We start from the raw sequence: 21187 nt of genomic DNA, 5'->3' as shown, positions 1-21187 counted from the left end.
CACCGGCCTCGGGCACGCGCCGGCGTACAGCCGTGCGCGTCGCGTTCGCCGCCGCGCGCCTGTACGGCCGGTACCGCGTGCCGGTGGGGCCTAGTGCCGCGGCAGGCAACGTTTGCCCGTCAAGGAGCGGCAGTGGGGGAGCGTGCCGGGCGTCGCGACGGGGCGAACGTTGCCTGCCGCGGCACTAGCGTGCCGTGGGCCGTCGTCGCGCGCCTGCCGCCCTCGGGGGCTCGTAAGGCCGTCCCGCGCCGCCGTGCCGCAGTCGTTCGGGCGTGTTCCGGGCGGGCCCGGAACGGGGCATGCCGAAGCCGCCCGCGGTGAGGCGGGCGGCGGTGGTGCGGGGCCCGGGGCCGGCGGTCGCGGTGGGCCCGCGGGCCGGGTGCGCGGCGGGCCGCCGCCGGCTCGACGGGGCCGTCCGGCGGCACGGCGCAGGGCGCCGGCGGTCGCCCTCGGCGGCAGCCGGCGAGACCGGTGCGGGACGGCAGGGGGGAGCCGCGCGGACGGACGCGGACGGGCCGTGCGCCTACTCGTCCGACCCCATCTGGTCCTCCGCCGACAGGTGCTCCACCGTCTTCCCCGTCTCGGTGAACGTGCGCGTGACGTGCCCCGAGGAGTACACCCACAGGATGCGCAGCGGGCGGTCGCCGATGTTGCGGAAGAGGTGGGGGATGGGGGAGGGAATGTAGGTCGTGTCGTACTGCTCCAGCTTGGTCACCTCGCCGTCGACCCACACCTCCGCCTCGCCGTCGAGGATCGTGACGTGCTCGTCGCAGTTGTGGGAGTGCAGGGGCGCCCCGGAGCCGACCGGGTAGACGCTCATCCCGCTGGTGATCCGGTTCTCCCCGTTCGCCGACGGGGTGGTGATCAGCGGCGTCGTCACCACGGCGCCGCCGCGGTCGAGCAGCGGCACCGACGCGACCTTGATGATGGTGGTCATCCGGAGTTCCTCGTTCCTCTCCACTTCGCAAGGCATTGCGTCGAACGACGTTAGGTCGCCGTCCCGCGAATGGGGGGCCTCCGCCGTGCAGCTTTACCTTGCGCTCCGAGATGGGTGTGCCGCTCGGACACGGCTGTACCTTCACCTGGCACCGCACGGCTTTCGGACCCGTGCCCGTAATGCGCTGGAAAGAAAAGGCAGGTATCGGCCAGATGAGGCTCCCCGTACTCGACGAGAATCACATGGACGCGCGGCAGCAGGAGCTGGCCGCCCGCATCGCCGGCCGCCGGGGTGCCGTCCGCGGTCCCTTCCGGGTCTGGCTGCACAGCCCGGAGATGTGCGAGCGGGCCGAGTCCCTCGGCGCCTTCGCCCGCTTCGACTGCAGCCTCCCCAAGCACCTGCGGGAGCTGACCCTGCTGATGGCCGCCCGCAACTGGGACGCGCAGTACTCCTGGAACGCCCACGTCCACCAGGCGATCGAGGCCGGCATCCCGGAGGCCGCCGTCAAGGCGATCGCCGAGAAGCGGGAGGCGGTCTTCGACAACGAGGCCGACCAGGCCTTCTACCAGTTCTGCCGGGAGATCCTGGAGGAGCACTTCGTCACCGACGAGACCTTCGCCCGCGCCCACGAGCACTTCGGCTCCAAGGGCCTGGTGGACACCATCGGCGCGCTCGGCAACTTCACCATGCTCGGCATGTGCCTGAACACCTTCCAGGTGGACCTCCAGGCCGACAAGGAGCCCCCGTTCCCGGACGTCCGCGGCTACGGCCGGGTCGCCCCCGCCACGGACTCCTCCCAGCCGTGAGTCCGCTGACCGACCCGGACGCACCGGAAGGAGCCGCCGTGACCCCGACGACCCCGGCCCCCGCCGTGGTGGCCGACGGCACCGGCGCGGAGCCGCGCGCCGTGCTGCGGGTGCGCGGTGTGACCAAGCGCTTCGGCGGCGCCCTCGCCCTCAAGGGCGTCGACCTCGACCTGTACCCGGGCGAGGTGCACGCGCTGATGGGCATGAACGGGGCCGGCAAGTCGACCCTGGTGCAGGTCCTCGCGGGCGTCCACCAGGCCGACGGCGGCACCGTGGAGGTCGACGGCGCGCCGCAGTCCGGCCTGAGCGTGCGCAAGGCCCGCAAGCTCGGCATCTCCTTCGTGCCGCAGCGCCGGGAACTCGCCATGGGACTGACCGTCGCGGAGAACGTCCTGCTGGGCGACCTGCCGACCCGGGGACGCGCGGTGAGCTGGCGGACGGTCCGCGCCGAGGCGGGGGCCGCCCTGGCCGGGCTCGGCATCGACATCGCCGTCGACCGCGTCGCGGGCACCCTGACGGTGGCCGAGCAGACCATGGTGGAGGTGGCGCGCGAGGTCCGCCGGGGCGGCCGGGTGCTGATCCTGGACGAGCCGACCGCGTGTCTGAGCGCCAAGGACGCCCACCAGATCCGCGCCCTGGTGCGCAGGCTGCGGGACGAGGGCGTGGCCATCGTCTACATCTCGCACTACATCGACGAGGTGATGGCGGTCGCGGACCGGGTCACGGTCCTGCGGGACGGCCGGCTGGTGCGCAGCGCGCCCGCGACGGAGATGGACGCCGCGGGCCTGGTGCGCAGCATGGTCGGGCGGGACGTGGTCTCCACCCGCCCCGAGCGCCCCGCGCCGAAGGAAGAGAGCGGCCTCACCGTCCGCGGTCTGTCCCACGGGCGGGCCATCCGGGACTTCGCGGTCGAGGTGCGCAAGGGCGAGATCGTCGCCGTCCTCGGGCCGGCCGGCGACGCCCAGTCCCGCCTGTTCGACCTGCTGTCCGGCCGGCAGCGCCCGGAGAGCGGTGAGATCCACGTCGACGGCCGCCGGATCCCCCTCGGCCGGATCCGGGCCTCCCTCGCCGGCGGTCTGCGCTGTGTCACGGGCGACCGCCGGGCCCTGGGCCTGGTGGCGGGGCTGTCCCTGGACGAGAACCTGATGATGGCGGGCGACCGGTTCGCGCGGCGGCGGCTGCACCGCCGCGGCGAACTCGCCCGCCGGGCCGCCCCGCTGCGCGACGACTACGGCGTGGTCGCCCTCACCGGCAACCCGCCGGTCGGGTCCCTGTCCGGCGGCAACCAGCAGAAGGTGCTGCTCGGCAAGTGGCTGGAGACCGAGCCGGTCGCCTGCTTCCTGGAGGACCCCACCAACGGGGTGGACGTGGCCGCCATGGCCGACATCCACACCCTCGTCGACGACCTCGCCGCCCGCGGCGTGGCCGTACTGCTCGCCTCCTCCTCCGCCGAGGAGGTCATGCGCCTGGCCGACCGGGTCGTCGTGGTGAGCGCCGGCCGCACGGTCGCCGAACACGACATCACCGCCATCACGCGCGACGAACTCGTCGCGACCGCTCTCGGAGGTCAACCGCAGTGAGCCTCAAGACCCCCTCCGCCTCCCCGGACGTCGCGGCCGACGCACCGTCGGGCAAGCCCTCGGGCCTCACCTCCGGCAAGCTGCTGCGCATACCTCACGGCGGTCTGGTCCTCGTCCTCGTGCTCGTGGCGGTCTTCACCGCGGTGCAGGCGGATTCCTTCACCACCTCGCAGAACCTGCTCAACGTGCTGCGGCAGGTCAGTGTCAACGCCGTCATCGCGGCCGGGCTGACCCTGCTGATGACCTCGGGCGGCATGGACTTCTCCATGGGCAGCAACGCGGCCGTGACGCTCTCGGTCGCCGCGCAGCTGCTGCACAGCGGCTGGTCCACCCCGGCGGTGGTCGTCGTCAGCCTGGCGCTCGCCACGGCGATCGGCCTGGTCAACGGCCTGGTGGTGACCTTCACCCGGGTCGCCCCGTTCGTCGCCACGCTCGCCTCCGCGATGCTGCTGGACGGTGTCGCCCTGCTGGTCCTGGACGGCATGAGCGTCACCATCGGCGACAAGATGACCGGCCTGGGCAACGACAAGCTCGCCGGCATCCCGTACCTCACCGTCGTCGCCGTGCTCGTCCTGGCGCTGATCGGCGTGACGATGAAGTTCACGACCTTCGGCCGGGACGCCTTCGCCATGGGCGGCAACGAGCACGTCGCCCGGCTGAGCGGCATCAACGTCCCGGCCCGCAAGCTGGCGCTGTACGCGCTCGCCGGTGTGCTGGCGGGCCTGGCGGGCCTGATGCTGCTGTCGCGGCTCGGTGCCGCGGCGCCCAACACGGCGGGCCTGATGACCCAGCTGACCGCCGTCGCCGCCGTGGTGATCGGCGGCACCTCGCTCGCGGGCGGCCACGGCACCGTCCTCGGCACGGTCCTCGGGGTGGTCCTCCTGGGCGTCGTCGCCAACGCGCTCAACCTGCTCCAGGTCAACAGCAACTACCAGTACGTCGTCACCGGCGGCGTCCTGCTGGTCGCGGCGGTCATCAACGAGTTCCAGCGGAAGTCCGCACCCGGCGGCCACTGACCCGCCGTCGACCCGCCGACCCGCCGACCCGCCGACCCGCTGCACCTGGCAAGCGGCCGCCGACCCGCGGTCACTGCGCGCGGCCACTGACCCGCAGCCGCCGGCCCGCAGCCGCCGGCCCCGCCGGTGACCCGCGGCCCGCCGGCCCGCGGCCGTCACCCCGCCGGCCCGGCCCGCACCCCCGCTTCGCGCCCGCCCCACCCGTGCGCGCCGCCCCCCACCAGCACCGCACCTTCTCTTCAACGATGCAGGAAAGGCCTACCCCATGAAGCCCATCGCCAGATCCCGCCGTGTCACCGCGGCCTCGCTCGTCGGCGTCGCCGCCCTGGTGCTCTCGGGATGCGGCTCCCAGGACGAGGGCGGCAGCGGCGCCTCGGGCGGATCCGTGTCCCTCGGGTTCGTCAACGGCTCCACCACGCACTTCCACAGCTGTCTGCTGAAGGCGGTCGAGCAGGAGGCCGAGGCCCAGGACGCCAAGGTCTACTCGGCCAACTCCAAGCAGGACGCCGGCACCGAGCTGTCCAACATCGAGGACATGATCGCCCGGAACGTGGACGCCCTGATCGTCCAGACCGTGAACGTGGACGCCCTGGAGGGCGACATCGCCAAGGCCAAGGCGGCGGGCGTGCCGATCTACCTCACCTCGGTGGCCACCTCGGACATGGACGACGTGCTCGGCGCGGCCGTGGTCGACCTGAAGAAGGTCGGTGGCATGGACGCGGACTGGATCGAGAAGGACGCCGCGGGCAAGGACGTGAAGGTCGGCATCGTCGCCGGCGCCCCGGGTGCCGCCTCCGACCTGCTGGTGGGCGGGTTCAAGGACGCGCTGCCGGCCACCGCCAAGGTGGTCGCCAACCAGCCCGGCATGTTCAACCCGGCCAAGGCGCAGGACGTCGCCGAGAACATGATCCAGGCCAACCCCGACCTCGACTACGCCTTCGTGGCCAACGAGGAGATGGCGTTTGCGGTCCGAAAGGCCTTTGACGCGGCCGGCGCGAAGGATGTCAAGATCGTGTCCGTGAACGGAACCGAGGACGGCGTCGCGGCGGTCAAGGACGGCCGGCTGTCCGCGACCGTCGCGAACTCTGCGATGACCATCGGACAGACCGCCGTGAAGAGCACGGTCGGCCTGCTCGACAAGAAGGAGGGTGTTGACAAAATATCCGACATTCCTCTTGTGTTGGTCACGAAGGACAACGTGAGCGAGGCTCCCCAGTACTGCCCGAAGTAGGGCCCCCACCGGGAACCGGCGCCCCCGCACCGCGTCCGAGCCGCATCATTTCCGTCACAAGGCCACCTGTCCCGTAGCCGATGCCGAGACAGCGTGGCCTTGTGGCGGACCCCTCGCTTCCCGCCATCCGTCGCCGGTCGGGCGGGGAGTGCCGTCGGAGGAAAAACATGGATCGCTTGCTCCTCATGCACAGTTTCGTCACCGTCGCCCAGGCCGGGAGTTTCAACGGGGCCGCCAAGAAACTCGGCTCATCGGGCTCCCTGGTGTCACGGCACGTCGCCGAACTGGAACGACAGGTGGGGGTCCGCCTGGTCAACCGCACCGCCCGCTCGGTGAGCCTCACCGAACCGGGACAGCGGTACGCCGAATTCGCCGCCCGCATCCTGGACGAGATCGAGGCGCAGGACGCGGCGATCGCCGACTCCCACGACCGTGCGGAGGGCACGCTCAGCATCATCTGCCCGAAGTGGATAGGCAGCCTGGACCTCGGCGACGCGATAGCCGCGTTTTCCTCGGCCCACCCGAAAATCCAGGTCCGTTTCGAACTCGGCGGAATGTCCGACCGCACCTACGACTTCCTGGACAGCGGATTCGACATCGCCTTCCACACGCGGGACCTGCGCGACTCCAGCGTCCGTCTGAAGAAGATCGCCTCCCTGCCGTTCGTGCTGTGCGCCTCCGCGGACTACATCAAGCGGCGCGGCACCCTCGCCCACCCCAACGACGTCGCCCACCATGACTGTCTGGTGCACGTCAACGACCCGGTCTGGCGCATCGGCCACGGTCACGCCAGCACCCTGCACAAGATCCGCAACATCGCCTTCTCGTCCAACTCCTACCTCGCCCTCCAGAAGGCCGCCGTGCACGGCCGCGGCATCGCCCTGCTGCCCCAGCGGCCGGCCTACGACGACCTCGGCTCCGGCGCCCTTCAGGTGCTGCTGCCGGACCTCGCGGTCCCCGACCGCCCGCTCTACGCCATCTACGGCCCCGGCCAGGACACCCCGCGCAAGATCAGCGTGTTCCTGGACTTCCTCTCCGAGTGGTTCTCGCAGAACCCCATTCCGGCGATCCGGTAACCGGCGTCGGTGACGGGACGCGGGCGCAACTAACGATTGCGCGTTCCGTAGAGCTCGGGCCATTGAGGCCCCGGCGACCCCAAACCTACGCTCACCTGGCGACCCGGAAACGAGGAATCATGGGAATCCAGAGAATCGAATCGGTCACCTACAGCATCGCCGACCTCGACGAGTGCGTCCGGTTCTTCGACGACTTCGGTCTGTTCCTGGTGGAGCGGACCGAGGAACACGCGGTGTTCGAGACGCTCACCGGGCAGACGCTCCACCTCGACACCGACCCCCATCCGCTGCTGCCCCCGCCGGTGGAGGACGGGCCCACCCTGCGCGAGGTCGTGTGGGGCGTCGACACCCGCGAGGAACTGCGCCGGCTGGTGGACGCCGTCGGCCGCGACCACGTGGTGCGCGAGAGCGCCGACGGGGTCTTCCACACCGTCGACCGCAGCGGCTTCGGCGTCGGCCTCACCCTCGCCCGGCCGAAGAAGACGGCCGTCGAGGCCCGGCCCGCCAACACCCTGGGCGGCGTCAACCGCTGGAACACCGCCCTGGAGCCGCTCACCCGCGCGTACCCGCTGCGGATGTGCCACGTGGCGCTGAACATCGCGAAGGAGGGCAGGGAGGAAGCGGTCGCCTTCTACACCGGCCTCCTCGGCTTCCGCCCCACCGACGTCGTCGAGCCCATGGGCGTCTTCATGCAGGCCCCCGGCGACGACGACCAGCACACCATGCTGCTGTGCCACCGCCCCGACCGCGTGGGCGTCAACCACATCGCCTACGAGGTGCCCGGCTTCGACGACGTGATCGAGGGCGGCAACCACATGATCGAACGGGGCTGGCGGGAGGCGCGCAAGCTCGGCCGGCACACCATCGGCTCCAACGTCTTCCGCTTCCTGCACGCCCCGTGCGGAGGCCGCGTGGAGTACGCCGCCGACATGGACCGCGTCGACGACACCTACGAGACCCGCGTCCACGAGACGACCCCGCCCCACCACATCTGGGCCCTGCGCACCAACCGCGACCAGGACGCCGCCACCGGCGCCTGAGTCCCCACGGCACCCCGACTCACCCCCAGCCTGAGAGGGCACCCACCCATGACCACCGACCACGGCTACCCCGCCGTCCGCCTGTACATCGCCGGCGAGTGGTGCCAGGGCGGTACCGGAGGTACCGCCCCGATCGTGAACCCGGCCACCGAGGAGGTGATCGGAGAAGTACCCCTGGCCACCCCCGCCGACCTGGACCGCGCGCTCGACGCCGCCGCGGAGGGCTTCGAGATCTGGCGCGCCACGCCCGTGGCCGAGCGCACCGCGATCCTGCACGCCGCCGCCGACCTGCTCACCGAGCGCGCCGCCGAGGTCGGGCGGATCATGACCTTGGAGCAGGGCAAGCCCCTCGCGGAGGCCACCGGCGAGGCCCGCCGGGTCGCCGGCACCCTGCGCTGGCACGCCGACGACGCCCGCCGCGCCTACGGCCGCATCGTCCCCTCCGCCCCCGGCACCGTGCTCACCGTGCGCCGCGAGCCGATCGGCCCCGTCGCCGCCTTCGTGCCGTGGAACTTCCCCGCCGGCGGCCCCATGCGCAAGATCTCCTCCGCGCTGGCGGCCGGCTGCTCCATTGTCATCAAGGCCTCGGAGGAGACCCCGGCCACCGCCATGGAGCTGGTGCGCTGCTTCGCCGACGCCGGGCTGCCGGCCGGTGTGCTGAACCTGGTCTTCGGGGAGCCCGCCGAGGTCTCCGCCCACCTGATCGCCTCCCCGGTGATCCGCCTGATCGCCTTCACCGGCTCCGTCCCCGTCGGCAAGCTCCTCGCCGCCCGGGCCGGCGAGGTGATGAAGCCGTCGTTGATGGAGCTCGGCGGCCACGCCCCCGTGATCGTCTGCGCGGACGCCGACCCGGTGAAGGCCGCCCGCAAGGCCGCCCAGGCGAAGTTCGCCAACGCCGGCCAGGTCTGCACCTCGCCCAGCCGCTTCCTCGTCCACGAGAGCATCGTCGAGGAGTTCACCGCCGAGTTCGTGAAGGCGGCCGAGGCCGTCGTCGTCGGGGACGGGCTGGCCGAGGGCACCACCATGGGCCCGCTCGCCAACGAGCGCCGGCTGAAGGCGCTGGAGCGGCTCACCGCCGACGCCGTCGCCCGCGGAGCCAAGGTCCTCACCGGAGGCGACCGCCCGGACCGCGCCGGCTACTTCTTCGCGCCGACCGTCCTGACCGACGTACCCGAGGACGCCGAGCTGCTGCGCGAGGAGCCGTTCGGGCCGATCGCGCCGATCCTGCCGTTCACCGACCTCGACGACGCGCTTGCGATCGCGAATTCGCTGCCGTACGGGCTGGCCGCCTACGGCTTCACCGACTCCGCCGCGACCGTCGAGAAGCTGTCCGGCGAGCTGGAGGCCGGCATCCTGTCGATCAACCACTGCGGCGGCTCCGTCCACGAGGCGCCCTCCGGCGGCGTCAAGGACAGCGGCTACGGCCGCGAGGGCGGCCCCGAGGCGCTCGACGCCTACCTGGTCACCAAGCGCGTCTCCCACCTGCTGGCGCCATGAGGTACGCGCGACTCTCGGTCGGCGGCCGCGCCGTGTGGGGCCGGGTGGGGGAGGACGACGTCGAGCTGCTGTCCGGCTCCCCGCTGGAGGGCGAGACCCACGTCACCGGCACGGTGCGGCGGGACACGGCCGTCTGGCTGCCCCCCGTCGTCCCGCCCGTCTTCTACGCCGTCGGCATGAACTACCCCCGGCACATCGAGCACGCGGCGAAGCTCGGCAACGCCGCCGCCGTCATGCCGGAGCGCCCCGAGGCGGGCTACCGGGCCAACAACGCGCTCACCGGCCACCTCGCGCCGATCGTCAAGCCGGCGGAGGTGGAGGGGCGGTTCGAGGCCGAGCCCGAACTCGTCGCCGTCATCGGCCGCACCCTGCGGCACGCCACCCACGAGGAGGCCCGCACGGCCGTCTTCGGCTGGACCATCGGCAACGACATCAGCGCCCGCACCTGGCAGCACCAGGACCGCAGCTTCTGGCGCAGCAAGAACAGCGACACCTTCAAGCCCATGGGCCCCTGGATCGAGACCGACGTCGACGCCCTGGCCCAGACGACCACGCTGCGCGTCAACGGTGAGGAGAAGGCCTCGTTCCCCACCGGCGACATGGTCTTCGACCCCTACGACCACATCGTCGAGATCACCCGGTACATCACCATGCACCCCGGTGACGTGCTGTGGATGGGCGCCGAGTCGACCTGCCGGATCGAACCGGGGGACACGGTGTCGGTCGAGATCAGCGGCATCGGCGTGCTGTCCAACCCCGTTCAACTGGAAGAGGAACAAGGGAAACGGCCATGACTGCAGAACCCCGCTACATCCACCACGTCAACTTCCCCACCACCGACCCCGACCGCACCGCCGAGTGGTACTCCAAGGTCTTCGGCATGAAGCGGATCCAGCCCAAGTCCAACACCCGCGTGGTGCTGATGACCCGGGGCAACTTCGACCTGCACTTCACGCCGGTCGAGGAGATGGAGCGCATGGCGCCCTACCACTTCGCCGTCGAGGTCGACGACTGGGACGAGTTCCTCGCCCACCTCAAGGAGCTGGGCATCCGGCACACCCGCCCGATCCAGCGCCCCGAGAACCAGTCGAAGTTCTGCTACATCCACGACCCCGACCACACCATGATCGAGCTGGTCTACCACGCCAAGCGCCCCAACTGACCGGCCCGCTGAGGAGCTCCCTTCCATGCCCTACGTCGACTCCGACGGCACCTCCATCTACTACGAGCGCCACGGCAGCGGTCCGGCGATCATGTTCGTGCACGGCAGCGGCGGCCACCACGCCGCCTGGTGGCAGCAGGTCGCCGCGCTGCGCGACGAGTTCACGGTCATCACCTTCGACCTGCGCGGCTTCGGCAAGTCGGACTCGTCCATGGCAGAGTTCGACGGCCAGGACTTCCCCGGTGACGTCGTCGCCGTCCTCGACCACGAGGACCTCACCGACGTCATGCTCGTCGGCCAGTCCATCGGCTCCGTCGCCGCGCTCCGGGCCGCCCTGCTGCGCCCCGAACGCGTCTCCTCCGTCGTCCTCGGCCACTCCCTCGGCGGCATCAGCCACGCCGAGCTGAAGGAGCTGGCCGCCGCCGACCGCGCCGAGGCCGTCAAGCTCCCCGTCATCGACCGCCTGCTGACCAAGCCGTTCCAGCAGGACCGCGCCGACCTCACCTTCCTGTTCCAGCAGATGGGCACGTTCAACGTCGCCCGGATGCAGGACCTGCGCAACCTCGACACCAACGGCCCCTCCCTGGAGGAGATCGAGGCCTCCGGCGTCAAGGTCGCCTTCCTCGCGGGCGAGAAGGACGCGGTCCTCGGCGTCAAGACGGTCACCCGCGCCCACGAGCTCCTGACCGGCTCGCACCTGGAGATCGTCCCCGGCGCCCCGCACTCCATGTACTGGGAGACGCCCGGCCCCTACAACGAGGCCGTCGCCCGTCTGCGCCGCACCCTCACCGCACCCAAGGAAGTCGCATGACCAGCCTGACCCTGGCCGCCGCCGAGGAGATCATCGAAGCCGCCCACCAGCGGGCCCGAGCCGTCGGGAAGGCGGTGAGCGTGGCCGTCGTGGACGCCGGCGGTTTCCCCGTCGCCATCCGCCGCCCGGACGGGGCCCGCCCCCTCACCCCGGACATCGCCCGCGCCAAGGCCTACACCGCCGCGATCATGCAGCGTCCGGGCACGATGCTGAAGAAGTGGCAGGAGAGCCAGCCGGTCTTCTTCTCCCAGCTCTCCCAGCTCCCGGGCGCGGCCCTGCCGATCATGGCCGCCGAGGGCAGCGTCACCATCAAGAAGGACGGCGAGATCATCGGCGGCCTCGGCATCGCCGGCGGCACCGCGGACGAGGACCAGCAGATCGCCGAGGAGGTCCTCGCCTCCCTGGGCTACGAGCTGGAGTTCGCCGCCTGGGGCGTCGCGGGCAAGCCGGCCGGAAAGGACTGACCACCATGGCGGACACGTTCAACTACCGCATCGACCACCACGGCAGCCTGGTCCGCCCGGCCGAGCTCACCGCCGCCCGCGCGGCCGGCGACCCCGAGGCGCTCAGGGCGGCCGAACTCAAGGCGGTCGAGGAGGCGGTCGTCCTCCAGCGCAAGCTGCGCTCCACCGTCGTCACCGACGGCGACTACCCGCGCGAGGACTTCCGCAGCGCCGTCCTCGACTCCGTCTCCGGCTTCCGCCGCACGGACGAGGTGGACGCCGACGGTATGGTCCGCTGGGTCGCCGAGTCCCTGCCCAAGGCCAACGGCCCGCTGCTCGCCGACTGGGCCGCCCGGCTCGCCGAGCAGACGGTGATCGCCCCCAAGGCGTCCCTGCCGTCCCCCGCCTACCTCGCGGCCACCACCTTCCGGCCCGGCCTCGGCGTGGCCTCCGCCCGCGAACTCGGCGAGGCCCTCGCGGAGATCGTGCAGGCGGAGATCGCCCTGCTGGTCTCCCGGGGGGTACGGCTCATCCAGCTCAACAACCCGCTGCTGCTCGGCCAGTTGGCCACCGACCCGGCCGCCCCGGGCGCGCTGTCCTTCGAGGACGCCCTCGCCGTCGAGGCGCTGGCGGTCCGGCTGGACGAGCGGCCCGAGGGCGTCCGCATCGGTGTCGCCCCCGGCTGGGCGGCCCCCGCCGAGGTGGACCGGGCCCGCGCCGAGAAGCTGTACGGCGAGGTCGCCGCCGACCGCTGGATCCTGCCGTTCGACCAGGGCACCCCGGCCGAGCTCGAGCTGGTCCGGGCCCTGCCGGAGGACCGGGACGTCTGCCTGGGCGTGGTCGACGCCACCGTGCCGGAGCTGGAGGACATCGACACGGTGATGAGCCGTATCGACGCGGTCGGCGAGTTCAAGGACCTGGAGGACGCCGCCGTCTCCCCCTCCCGCGGCTTCGCCGACGTGGCGAGCCGGCCGCTGCTGGACGCCGAGGGCCAGCGCAGGAAGATCGTGCTGGTGGAGACCATCGCCCGCTACTGCTGGGGCAACGAGTTCTGAGCAGCGGGGAAGGGCCGGGCGACTTTCGGGGGAGTCGCCCGGCCCTTCCGCCGTGGCCGCGGCGTGCCTCACAGCACCTCGGCGAACGTCACCGTCCGGTCCGTCAGCAGCGGCCACACCGTCTCCACGATCAGCTCCTCGAAGTGGCCGGCCGCCTTGTGCGCCTCGAAGCCGGCCCGGTCGGCGTACCGCTCGTACAGCAGGAAGCCACCCGGCTGCCCCTCGACGGCGTGCACCTCGTACGTCTCGTTCGCCGGCTCCGCCCGGGTCTGCTCGCGCACCTTCAGCAGCGCGGCGCGCACGCTCGCCTCGTTCTCGGGTGCGCAGCGGTAGTGGGCGACGACTGCGTAGGACATGTCCGTATCTCCTCACCAAGTGCTTCCCCGGAGACCCTTCGCAGGCCTCCGGCCTGCCGATTCCAGCACGGAACACGCGTCCGCCCACCCGCGCGCGGCGCAATCAATGACTGCCGCCGCGGGGCTGGCGGCACCGCCCCGACATGGTGTGTTGTCACTTCCGGCCCCAGCTCAGACCGCACGGCCCCGCACCGCGGCCGACGAAGGAAGTGACCCGACATGCGTACCGTGGAAACCCTCTCCGGCGGGGAGTGGGTGGCGACCGCCGAATGGATCGACGTCCTCGACCCCGCCGACGTCCGCACCCCGATCGCCCGCATCCCGGCCCTCAGCGCCAAGGACGTGACCCGGGCCTTCGACCACGCCGAGCGCGGCTTCGCCGTCTGGAAGCGCACCAGCCCCTTCGAGCGGGCCCGCGTCTTCACCGACGCGGCCCGGCTGATCCGCGACCGGGTCGGGGAGATCGCCGCCGACGTCACCGCGGAGAACGGCAAGACCCTGGCCGAGGCCACCGGCGAGACCCTCAAGGCCGCCGACTTCCTCGACTACTACGCGGGCCTCGCCCGCCAGGGCTACGGCACCCTCCTGCACGACGTACGGCCGAACCACCGCACCCACACCCAGCGTGAGCCGATCGGCGTGATCCTGGTGATCAGCCCGTGGAACGACCCGCTGATCACCCCGGCCCGCAAGCTCGCCCCGCTGCTCGCGGCCGGCAACGCGGCCGTGTTCAAGCCGGCCACCGAGACACCGTTGTCCGGACTGCACTTCGCGCGTGCCCTGCACGACGCCGGCCTGCCCGCCGGAGTCCTCAACGTGGTCACCGGCCGCACCGCCGAGATCGAGGAGGCGCTCCTGGACGACCCGCGGATCGTCGGCATCACCTTCACCGGCTCCAACGCGATCGGCAACCGCATCCGCCGCCGCCTCGCCGACCGCAACGTCCGCTTCCAGGGCGAGCTCGGCGGCAAGAACGCCACGGTCGTGCTGCGGGACGCCGATCTGCCGGCTGCCGCCAAGGCCGTCGTCGCGGCCTCCTTCGGCCAGGCCGGGCAGCGCTGCACCGCCACCAGCCGCGTCATCGTCGAGCAGCCGGTGTACGAGGAGTTCACCCGGCTCCTCGTCGCCGAGGTCGAGGCGCTGAAGGTCGGCCCGGGCAGCGACCCGCGGACCACCCTGTGCCCGCTGTCGAGCCCCAAGCAGCGCGACAGCGTCCTCGCCGACCTGGCCAGGGCCGTCGAGCAGGGCGCGACCGTGCTCACCGGCGGCCGGGCGGACACCGAGGGCGACCGGGCGCACGGCTGCTACGTGCAGCCGACCGTGCTGGCCGGCGTCACCCCCGAGACGGCGATCTGGCGCGAGGAGGTCTTCGGGCCGGTCCTCGCCCTGCGCGAGGTGGACGGCTTCGACGCCGCCGTCGAGGCCGTCAACGACTCCGACTTCGGGCTCGCCGCCGCCGTCTTCACCCGCGACCTCACCTCCGCCCACCGCTTCGCCGACGAGGCCGAGTGCGGCCAGGTCGCCGTCAACACCACCACCACCGGCTGGGACGTCCACCTGCCCTTCGGCGGGTTCCGCGACTCCGGCACGGCCTACAAGGAGCAGGGCGAGGAAGTCCTGCGCTTCTCCACGCGCGTCAAGACGGTCGCCGTCCACTTCGGCGCCTGACGATCGGGAGCAGCGAGAAGAGAGAGGAGGATGCCGATGGCTGACGAGACGATCGGCGTCGTCGGCGCCGGCATCGTGGGTCTGGCCACGGCCCGCGAGATCGCCCTGAGCCGGCCCGGCACCCGGGTCGTGGTCTTCGAGAAGGAGCGGGAGGTCTCGCTCCACCAGACCGGCCACAACTCGGGCGTGGTGCACGCCGGCATCTACTACACGCCCGGCAGCCTCAAGGCCGACCTGTGCGTGCGCGGAGTGTCCCTGCTGCGCGAGTACTGCCAGGACCGGCAGCTGCCGTACCAGGAGATCGGCAAGCTGGTCGTCGCGGTCCGCGAGGACGAGCTGGGCCGGATGGACGCGCTCTACGAGCGGGCCCGCAACAACCACGTGCCCGACCTGAGGAGGATCTCCAAGGAGGAGATCCGGGATCTCGAACCGAACGCCGGCGGTGTCGCCGCCCTGCACTCGCCGCGCACCGCGATCACCGACTACCCGGCGATCGCCCGCGCCTTCGCCCAGGACATCACCGCCTCCGGCGGCGAGGTGCGGCTCGGCTTCCCGGTCACCGGCATCACCAACGTGCCGGGCGGCATCGAGGTGGCCTCCGGGCAGCAGCGCGTGCGCGTGGACCGGCTGATCCTCTGCGCCGGCCTGCACTCCGACACCGTCGCGCACCTCGCGCAGGACAAGCAGGAACCGAAGATCATCCCGTTCCGGGGCGAGTACATGCTGCTCAAGCCGGACCGGACGGGCCTGGTGCGGGGCCTGATCTACCCGGTGCCCGACCCGCGCTACCCGTTCCTGGGCGTCCACTTCACGCCCCGCGTGGACGGCTCGGTGGAGGTCGGCCCCAACGCCGTCCTGGCCCTGGCCAGGGAGGGCTACACCCGGACCCGGGTCTCCCCGCGGGACCTGCTCGGACTCGCCCGCTACCCCGGCGCCTGGAAGATGGCCGCCCAGCACTGGCGCACCGGCATCAAGGAGTACCGCGGCTCCTTCTCCATGGCGGCCTTCATGAAGGACGCCAGGCTGTACGTCCCCGGCGTCGGCGTGCAGGACGTGGTACGCGGCGGTGCGGGCGTGCGCGCCCAGGCCCTGGACCGGGACGGCACCCTCGTGGACGACTTCCGCATCCATCAGGTGGGCCGTATCACCGCCGTGCGCAACGCGCCCTCGCCGGCCGCGACGGCCTCCATGGCGATCGCCGAGCACATCGTCGACGCGGTGTTCAAGGACGCTTCCGCAACCTGAAAGTGCCCTGCGTGCAGCGCACTTTCACGCAACAACAGCTTGCGCTCCCAGGGGCTCCGCAAGGCCTCACCACCCGCCTAGCGTTCCCTCCGCAACGCTCCACCACCGAGCACCACCGAGCACCACCGGGCTCCGCCGATCGGCTCCACCGACCGGCCGCACGAATCCAGCTCCACGTATCCAGCTCCACCAAGAGAAAGAAGTACGGGACATGTTCGTCGTCGACACCCAGATCCACATCTGGAAGGAAGAGACCCCGGACCGCCCCTGGGTCCCGGGCGCCAGGGAGCGCATCCGGCTCAACGGCCACCGAGAGGACCCCTTCTCCTACGAGGAGGCCCTGGAGCTGATGGACGAGGCCGGCGTCAACCGCGCGCTGATCCTCCCGCCGTCCTGGGAGGGCGACCGCATCGACTACGCCCTCGAGGCCTGCGAGGCGCACCCCGACCGGTTCGGCATCATGGCCCGCATCCCGCAGAACAAGCCCGAAGAGGGCAAGGCCATGCTGAAGGACTTCGCGCAGAACCCGCACGTCAAGGGCACGCGCCTGACCTTCCACCGGCCGATCGACCGCAACTGGATGATCGACGGCACCAACGACTGGTACTGGCCGATCGCCGAGGAGCTGCGCATCCCGACGATGGTGCACGCCCCGATCTGGAAGAAGGAGCTCGGCGAGATCGCCGCCAAGCACCCCGAACTGAAGATCATCATCGACCACATGGGCATCATGGCCCGCTGCGTCGACGACGCGATCGGATACTGGGTGTCGGAGACCGCCGACCTGGCCGCCCACCCGAACATCTACGTCAAGGTCTCGGCGCTGCCGGGCTACTCGACGCAGCCGTTCCCGAACAACAACATCCAGAAGTACGTGCGCGAGATGGTCGACAAGCTGGGCCCGCAGCGCTGCTTCTACGGCACCGACATCACGCGGCTCCTGGGCCACGGGATCACGTACACCGACACGATCGAGCAGTTCACCAAGCACTGGGACTTCACGCCCGAGGAGCTGGAGTGGATCATGGGCCGCGGTATCTCCGAGGTCCTGAACTGGCCGATCGAGGGCTGAGGAACCACCAGAGATGACGGACAGCAACAACACGCCAGGCGCCGACGGCGGTGACGCCGTCGTCTCCGCCTTCAACGCCGTCGGCGCCGACTACCTCTTCTGCTCATCGGGGTCCGAGTGGGCCCCGGTGTGGGAGTCGCTGGCCCGCCGCCACCGCGACGGCGAGCCGGCCCCGCAGTACCTGGACCTGACCCACGAGACCGTCGCCGTCGGCATGGCCACCGGCTACGGGCTCGTCAAGCGCCGCCCCCAGGGGGTGCTGCTGCACGCGGCCCCCGGCCTGCTCCAGGGGTCGATGGCGGTGCACGGCGCGCTCCTCGCGGGCGTGCCCATGGTGGTCACCTCCTCGGAGTCCACCACGTACGGCGACGCCCCCGGCCACGACCCGGGCGGCCAGTGGTACCGCAACCTGTCGATCGTGGGCGGCCCGCACGGCATCGCCCAGCCGTTCACCAAGTGGTCGAACGAGGCGGCCAGCGTGCACACGCTGCCCACCATGATCACGCGGGCGGCGGAACTGTCCTGGCGCGCCCCGGCCGGACCGGCGTACCTGAACATCCCGCTGGAGATCCTCCTTCAGGAGTGGGACGGCCGCGAGGCCAAGCCGATCGTCACCCCGGGCTCCACGCACAGCTCGCCGGAGGAGGTCGACCCGGTCGCGCAGCTGATCCGGGAGGCCCGCAACCCGGTGATCGTGACGGAGACGGCCGGCCGGGAGGCGGGCGGCTTCGAAGCCCTGACGGCCTTCGCCGAGGCCTGGAACATCCCGGTCGTCGAGCCCGACTCGGCGGTGTGCGGCAACTTCCCGCGCACCCACCGGCTGCACGCCGGCACCGACATCGGCCCGTGGATGGACACGGCGGACCTGATCCTCCTGGTCAACTGCCGCGTCCCGTTCTACCCGCCGAGCCGCAAGCCCTCCCAGGCGAAGATCGTCGTCATCGACGAGGTCCCGCAGCGCCCGCACGTCGTCTACCAGGTCCTGTTCGCGGACACGTACCTGGAGGGCAACGTCGCCAACACCCTGCGCCAGCTCACCAAGCGCGCCAAGGAGCTGGACGAGACGGCCGTCGCCGAGCGCCTCGCCGCGCAGGAGACCCGGTTCGCGGCCGAGCAGGCCGCCGTCGCGCAGGCCGAGACGAAGGCCGGGGAGCGGGCCGGGGACGCCGAGGGCGTCGACCCGGTGCTGGTCGCCGCCACGCTGCGCAGGCTGCTCGACGGCAAGGACGGCATCGTCGTCGACGAGACGATCACCCACAGCCGGATCGTCAAGCGCCATCTGCGCACCGACGCCCCCGACTCGTACTTCTACGTGCAGGGCGGCCTCGGCCAGGGCATCGCGGTCGCGCTCGGCGTCAAGCTCGCCGCCCCCGACCGCCCGGTGGTCTTCACCGTCGGCGACGGAGCCTTCGCCTACAACCCGGTCATCCAGTCGTACGACGCCAGCAAGGCGTACGACCTGCCGGTGCTGATCGTGGTGTTCAACAACCGCGTCTACAAGTCGATGAACCTCAACCACCGCAGGTTCTACCCCGAGGGCGCGGCCGCCGAGACCGGCGAGTGGCTCGGCACCGACCTGCACCGACTGCCCCGACTGGCCCAGTTCGCCGAGCCGTTCGGGATGCACACCGAGACCGTCGACACGACCGAGGCACTGGCGCCCGCTCTGGAGCGCGCCCTCAAGGCCGTGGCGGAGGGCACCACCGCCGTCGTCGACGTCCTCGTCACCCGCTGAACCAGGAGGCACCCGCCACCATGTCCGACACACCCAAGAAGGTCCTGGTCCCCGCCGAGGAACTGCGCACCTTCTCCGCCGCCCTCCTCGAGAAGGGCGGCCTGAGCGCCGAGCACGCCCGCACCACCGCCGACGTGTTCGTCTGGGCGGCGCTGCGCGGGGTCGACTCGCACGGCATCGCCCGGGTCCCCGCCTACCTGGACCTGCTGGAGAAGGGCGTCGCCAACGCCGACGCCGACATCACGGTCGAGTCCTCCACCCCGGCCGCGGCCGTCCTGGACGCCGACCGCGCCCCCGGACCGGTCGCCCTGTCCGCCGCCGCCGCGGAGGCGGTCAGCCGGGCCAGGACGAACGGTGTCGCCGCGGTGGGCGTACGCCGCACCGTGCACACCGGCGCCATCGGCTACTACGTGTCCAAGATCGCCGAGCAGGGACTCGTCGGGATCGGCTTCGTCGCCGGCATGCCCAACATGGGCTACACCGGCGTCAAGGGCGCGGCGGTCGCCACCAGCCCGCTCGCCGTCGCCGTGCCGGCCGAGCAGCACGCGCCGCTCCTGCTCGACATGGCCACCGCCACCATCGCCCTGGGCAAGATCCGGCAGGCGAAGGCGAGCGGCACCCCGCTGCCCGAGGGCGCGGCCGCCACCGAGGACGGCACCCCGACCACCGACCCGGAGCAGGCGGTCATGCCGCTGCCGCTGGGCGGGGCGAAGGGCTCCGGCATGTCGCTGGCGTTCGAGCTGCTGACCAGTGTGCTGGTCGGCGCGCCGATCTTCGCGTCGTTCCACTCGGACGACCCGGCCGGACGCAAGCACCGCCAGAACGCCCTGCTCATCGCCGTCGACCCGGCCGCCTTCGGCGGAGCGGACGCCTTCACCGAGGCCGTCGACTCCACCCTGGGCACCCTGAAGGGCCTGCCGGCGGCGGACGGCGCGGAGGGCGTGTTCTACCCCGGCGAGCGCAGTGCCGCGGTGGCCGCCGGTCGCGGGGAGAAGGGCATCCCGGTGGCACCGAAGGTGTGGCGCGACCTGACGGAGCGCGCCGGGAAGCTGGGCGTCGCCCTGCCGGAGACCGCCGCATAGGGGGAAACGGTCTCCAGGGCGGCGACCCTGGAACGGGGGAGCGGGGGAGGCCGGCGGGTGACGGAGGTCCGGTGCGGCGGACGCCGGCCTCCCCCCGGACCGTCCCTCCCGCCCCGCTCGCCCCGCTCGCCCCGTGTGCGCGGCGGCTGCCGTGCCGCAGGCCCGAGGCACCGCGCGGTACGCGGTCCCGTGCGCTTACGGTAGTGTTTACCTGCGCGTTCGCACGGTTCACCCGGTGCCGGGCGCGACGGGACGTGGCGCAGCTTGGTAGCGCACTTGACTGGGGGTCAAGGGGTCGCAGGTTCAAATCCTGTCGTCCCGACTCGTCAGAGTCGCACATCAGGGCCGGTTTCGGAGGTATCCGGAACCGGCCCTTGATCATTCTTGGGGACCAGTCGGGGACCGGCGTCCTTGACCCGGGTCAGCGGGTCACGACAATCGGGCTCGGCAGCGAGCGCGGTGCGCGCAACACGCTGAGGTGTGCGGAGAGCGCCGCCCCGGCGGCCGTGATCTTGTGGACGTCCGGGTGCAGGTAGCGCTGGGTGGTGGTCAGGGAGCCGTGGCCGGCGATCCTGCGGAGGACGTGCACCTGGACTCCGGCGCCGGCGAACCAGGTGAGTCCGGTGTGAGGTCGTGGCGGCGCAGGTGTTCGTAGCCGAGCTCGGTGACCACGTCGTCCCAGTGCGTGGCGTCGCGCAGGACGGCGGTGGAGATGCGTCCGCCGCGCGGGCCGGTGAACAGGCGGGTGTCGGGACAGGGGCCGGCGGACAAGACGCGCTGGGCGACGAGGGGGCGGATCTCCTCGACGATGGGAACCTCAGCTTGGCGTTCAACGCTGATGACCTCGGTGTTCTTTGATCGATTCGGCGCGTTTGACGGTCATCTTGCCGACGTCGTGGTGTCTGGCTCGCTGCTTGTTGCGGGAGCCGGGTGGGCGCCCTGGGTCGGGTCGGGACGGTTTTGGTGCGGCTGCCGGACGGGAAGCCGCCGCGCGGACGTTGCGAAACCCTCGCCTCACCCGGGCGGGGGTGTGAGGCGGCGGGGTTCGGTGCGGCGTTCCCAGGGCCGGCGCAGGTCCTCCGTCAGGGGCCGGGCAAGGCGGAGCTGGGTGTGGGCGGCGATGACGAGCCAGGTCCACAGGTCGGCGGTGTCCGCGTGGCGGATCTTCGGGGCGGTCCAGCCGAGGGTCTAGATGTGCTGTCCGGGCAGGTTGGTGACGCGGCTGGCTGGTGTTTGAGGTTCCCCCGCTGCGCGGGAGTGGCTGACTAGCAGGTCAGGGCGGATTGACGTGGTTTCAGGTTCACTTGTTCGGCCGCTGCCCGGCTGGCGTAGTGCTTCTCCTCGTACTCGATCGGGCTGAGGTAGCCGAGCCGTT

The 21187-nt window shown here is 71.6% G+C and carries 19 protein-coding genes, 1 tRNA gene and 2 pseudogenes; 18 read left to right on the top strand and 4 right to left on the bottom strand.

The window, feature by feature from the left end; genetic code table 11:
• Positions 1-523 precede the first annotated feature (523 nt).
• Positions 524-937, bottom strand: a complete 414-nt coding sequence (locus tag ACIP67_RS22835) for a cupin domain-containing protein (RefSeq protein WP_401694119.1) — start codon at positions 935-937, stop codon at positions 524-526.
• Positions 938-1179: 242 nt separating this feature from the next.
• On the opposite strand from ACIP67_RS22835, the gene ACIP67_RS22830 reads away from it, so the two are divergent.
• From ACIP67_RS22830 to ACIP67_RS22775, 12 genes are all read left to right on the top strand, one after another.
• The gene (locus tag ACIP67_RS22830; protein ID WP_401694377.1) at positions 1180-1743 is read left to right on the top strand and encodes a carboxymuconolactone decarboxylase family protein; all 564 of its coding nucleotides are present in this window, start codon (positions 1180-1182) and stop codon (positions 1741-1743) included.
• 38 nt (positions 1744-1781) lie between these two features.
• Positions 1782-3323 (top strand): sugar ABC transporter ATP-binding protein, encoded by a 1542-nt coding sequence (locus ACIP67_RS22825; RefSeq protein WP_401694118.1) that lies wholly within the window; start codon positions 1782-1784, stop codon positions 3321-3323.
• The gene (locus ACIP67_RS22820; RefSeq protein ID WP_401694117.1) at positions 3320-4339 is read left to right on the top strand and encodes an ABC transporter permease; all 1020 of its coding nucleotides are present in this window, start codon (positions 3320-3322) and stop codon (positions 4337-4339) included. Before ACIP67_RS22825 ends, ACIP67_RS22820 begins: the two co-directional genes overlap by 4 nt.
• A gap of 265 nt (positions 4340-4604) precedes the next feature.
• The gene (locus ACIP67_RS22815) at positions 4605-5570 is read left to right on the top strand and encodes a sugar ABC transporter substrate-binding protein (RefSeq protein WP_401694116.1); all 966 of its coding nucleotides are present in this window, start codon (positions 4605-4607) and stop codon (positions 5568-5570) included.
• A gap of 167 nt (positions 5571-5737) precedes the next feature.
• Entirely contained in the window at positions 5738-6646 is a 909-nt protein-coding gene (locus ACIP67_RS22810; protein ID WP_389521943.1) for a LysR family transcriptional regulator, read from the top strand.
• A 119-nt stretch (positions 6647-6765) separates the two neighbouring features.
• Positions 6766-7686, top strand: a complete 921-nt coding sequence (locus ACIP67_RS22805) for a VOC family protein (RefSeq protein ID WP_401694115.1) — start codon at positions 6766-6768, stop codon at positions 7684-7686.
• Positions 7687-7734: 48 nt separating this feature from the next.
• The gene (locus ACIP67_RS22800) at positions 7735-9183 is read left to right on the top strand and encodes an NAD-dependent succinate-semialdehyde dehydrogenase (RefSeq protein WP_401694114.1); all 1449 of its coding nucleotides are present in this window, start codon (positions 7735-7737) and stop codon (positions 9181-9183) included.
• Positions 9180-9977 (top strand): fumarylacetoacetate hydrolase family protein, encoded by a 798-nt coding sequence (locus ACIP67_RS22795; protein ID WP_401694113.1) that lies wholly within the window; start codon positions 9180-9182, stop codon positions 9975-9977. Before ACIP67_RS22800 ends, ACIP67_RS22795 begins: the two co-directional genes overlap by 4 nt.
• Positions 9974-10345: a VOC family protein gene (locus ACIP67_RS22790; protein WP_401694112.1), complete on the top strand. Its 372-nt coding sequence runs from the start codon at positions 9974-9976 to the stop codon at positions 10343-10345. Before ACIP67_RS22795 ends, ACIP67_RS22790 begins: the two co-directional genes overlap by 4 nt.
• Positions 10346-10370: 25 nt before the next feature.
• Positions 10371-11156 carry an alpha/beta fold hydrolase gene (locus ACIP67_RS22785; protein WP_401694110.1) on the top strand — a complete coding sequence of 262 codons (786 nt, stop codon included), beginning with the start codon at positions 10371-10373 and terminating at the stop codon, positions 11154-11156.
• The gene (locus ACIP67_RS22780) at positions 11153-11620 is read left to right on the top strand and encodes a heme-binding protein (protein WP_389521953.1); all 468 of its coding nucleotides are present in this window, start codon (positions 11153-11155) and stop codon (positions 11618-11620) included. The genes ACIP67_RS22785 and ACIP67_RS22780 overlap by 4 nt, the downstream gene beginning before the upstream one ends.
• A 5-nt stretch (positions 11621-11625) precedes the next feature.
• A complete protein-coding gene (locus ACIP67_RS22775) occupies positions 11626-12654 on the top strand; it encodes a methionine synthase II (cobalamin-independent)-like protein (RefSeq protein WP_401694108.1) in 1029 nt (342 codons plus the stop codon).
• A 68-nt stretch (positions 12655-12722) separates the two neighbouring features.
• Here ACIP67_RS22775 and ACIP67_RS22770 read toward each other — a convergent pair whose 3' ends face one another.
• Positions 12723-13010, bottom strand: a complete 288-nt coding sequence (locus ACIP67_RS22770; RefSeq protein WP_401694106.1) for a putative quinol monooxygenase — start codon at positions 13008-13010, stop codon at positions 12723-12725.
• A 219-nt stretch (positions 13011-13229) separates the two neighbouring features.
• On the opposite strand from ACIP67_RS22770, the gene ACIP67_RS22765 reads away from it, so the two are divergent.
• The 6 genes from ACIP67_RS22765 (at position 13230) to ACIP67_RS22740 (ending at position 20134) form a co-directional block, all read left to right on the top strand.
• Positions 13230-14678 (top strand): aldehyde dehydrogenase family protein, encoded by a 1449-nt coding sequence (locus ACIP67_RS22765; protein WP_401694104.1) that lies wholly within the window; start codon positions 13230-13232, stop codon positions 14676-14678.
• A 36-nt stretch (positions 14679-14714) separates the two neighbouring features.
• A complete protein-coding gene (gene lhgO / locus ACIP67_RS22760; RefSeq protein ID WP_401694103.1) occupies positions 14715-15923 on the top strand; it encodes an L-2-hydroxyglutarate oxidase in 1209 nt (402 codons plus the stop codon).
• 211 nt (positions 15924-16134) lie between these two features.
• Entirely contained in the window at positions 16135-16995 is an 861-nt protein-coding gene (locus ACIP67_RS22755; RefSeq protein ID WP_401694101.1) for an amidohydrolase family protein, read from the top strand.
• Between the two features lie 13 nt (positions 16996-17008).
• The gene (locus tag ACIP67_RS22750; protein WP_401694100.1) at positions 17009-18730 is read left to right on the top strand and encodes a thiamine pyrophosphate-dependent enzyme; all 1722 of its coding nucleotides are present in this window, start codon (positions 17009-17011) and stop codon (positions 18728-18730) included.
• A gap of 20 nt (positions 18731-18750) precedes the next feature.
• Positions 18751-19812 carry an Ldh family oxidoreductase gene (locus ACIP67_RS22745; protein ID WP_401694098.1) on the top strand — a complete coding sequence of 354 codons (1062 nt, stop codon included), beginning with the start codon at positions 18751-18753 and terminating at the stop codon, positions 19810-19812.
• Positions 19813-20060: 248 nt separating this feature from the next.
• Positions 20061-20134, top strand: a tRNA-Pro gene (locus tag ACIP67_RS22740).
• A 99-nt stretch (positions 20135-20233) separates the two neighbouring features.
• Here the strand turns inward: ACIP67_RS22740 and ACIP67_RS22735 are convergent.
• Both ACIP67_RS22735 and ACIP67_RS22730 read right to left on the bottom strand, forming a co-directional pair.
• Positions 20234-20643 (bottom strand): annotated as a pseudogene (locus ACIP67_RS22735) (tyrosine-type recombinase/integrase); the annotation flags it as partial.
• Positions 20642-21000, bottom strand: a pseudogene (locus ACIP67_RS22730) (transposase); the annotation flags it as partial. The pseudogenes ACIP67_RS22730 and ACIP67_RS22735, both read right to left, overlap by 2 nt.
• Positions 21001-21187: the final 187 nt, after the last annotated feature.

Source organism: Streptomyces sp. NPDC088812, assembly GCF_044750285.1.
Classification (GTDB): Bacteria; Actinomycetota; Actinomycetes; order Streptomycetales; family Streptomycetaceae; genus Streptomyces.
The sequence above is the reverse complement of the archived record's forward strand: the minus strand, read 5'-3'. Positions and strand labels throughout refer to the sequence as shown.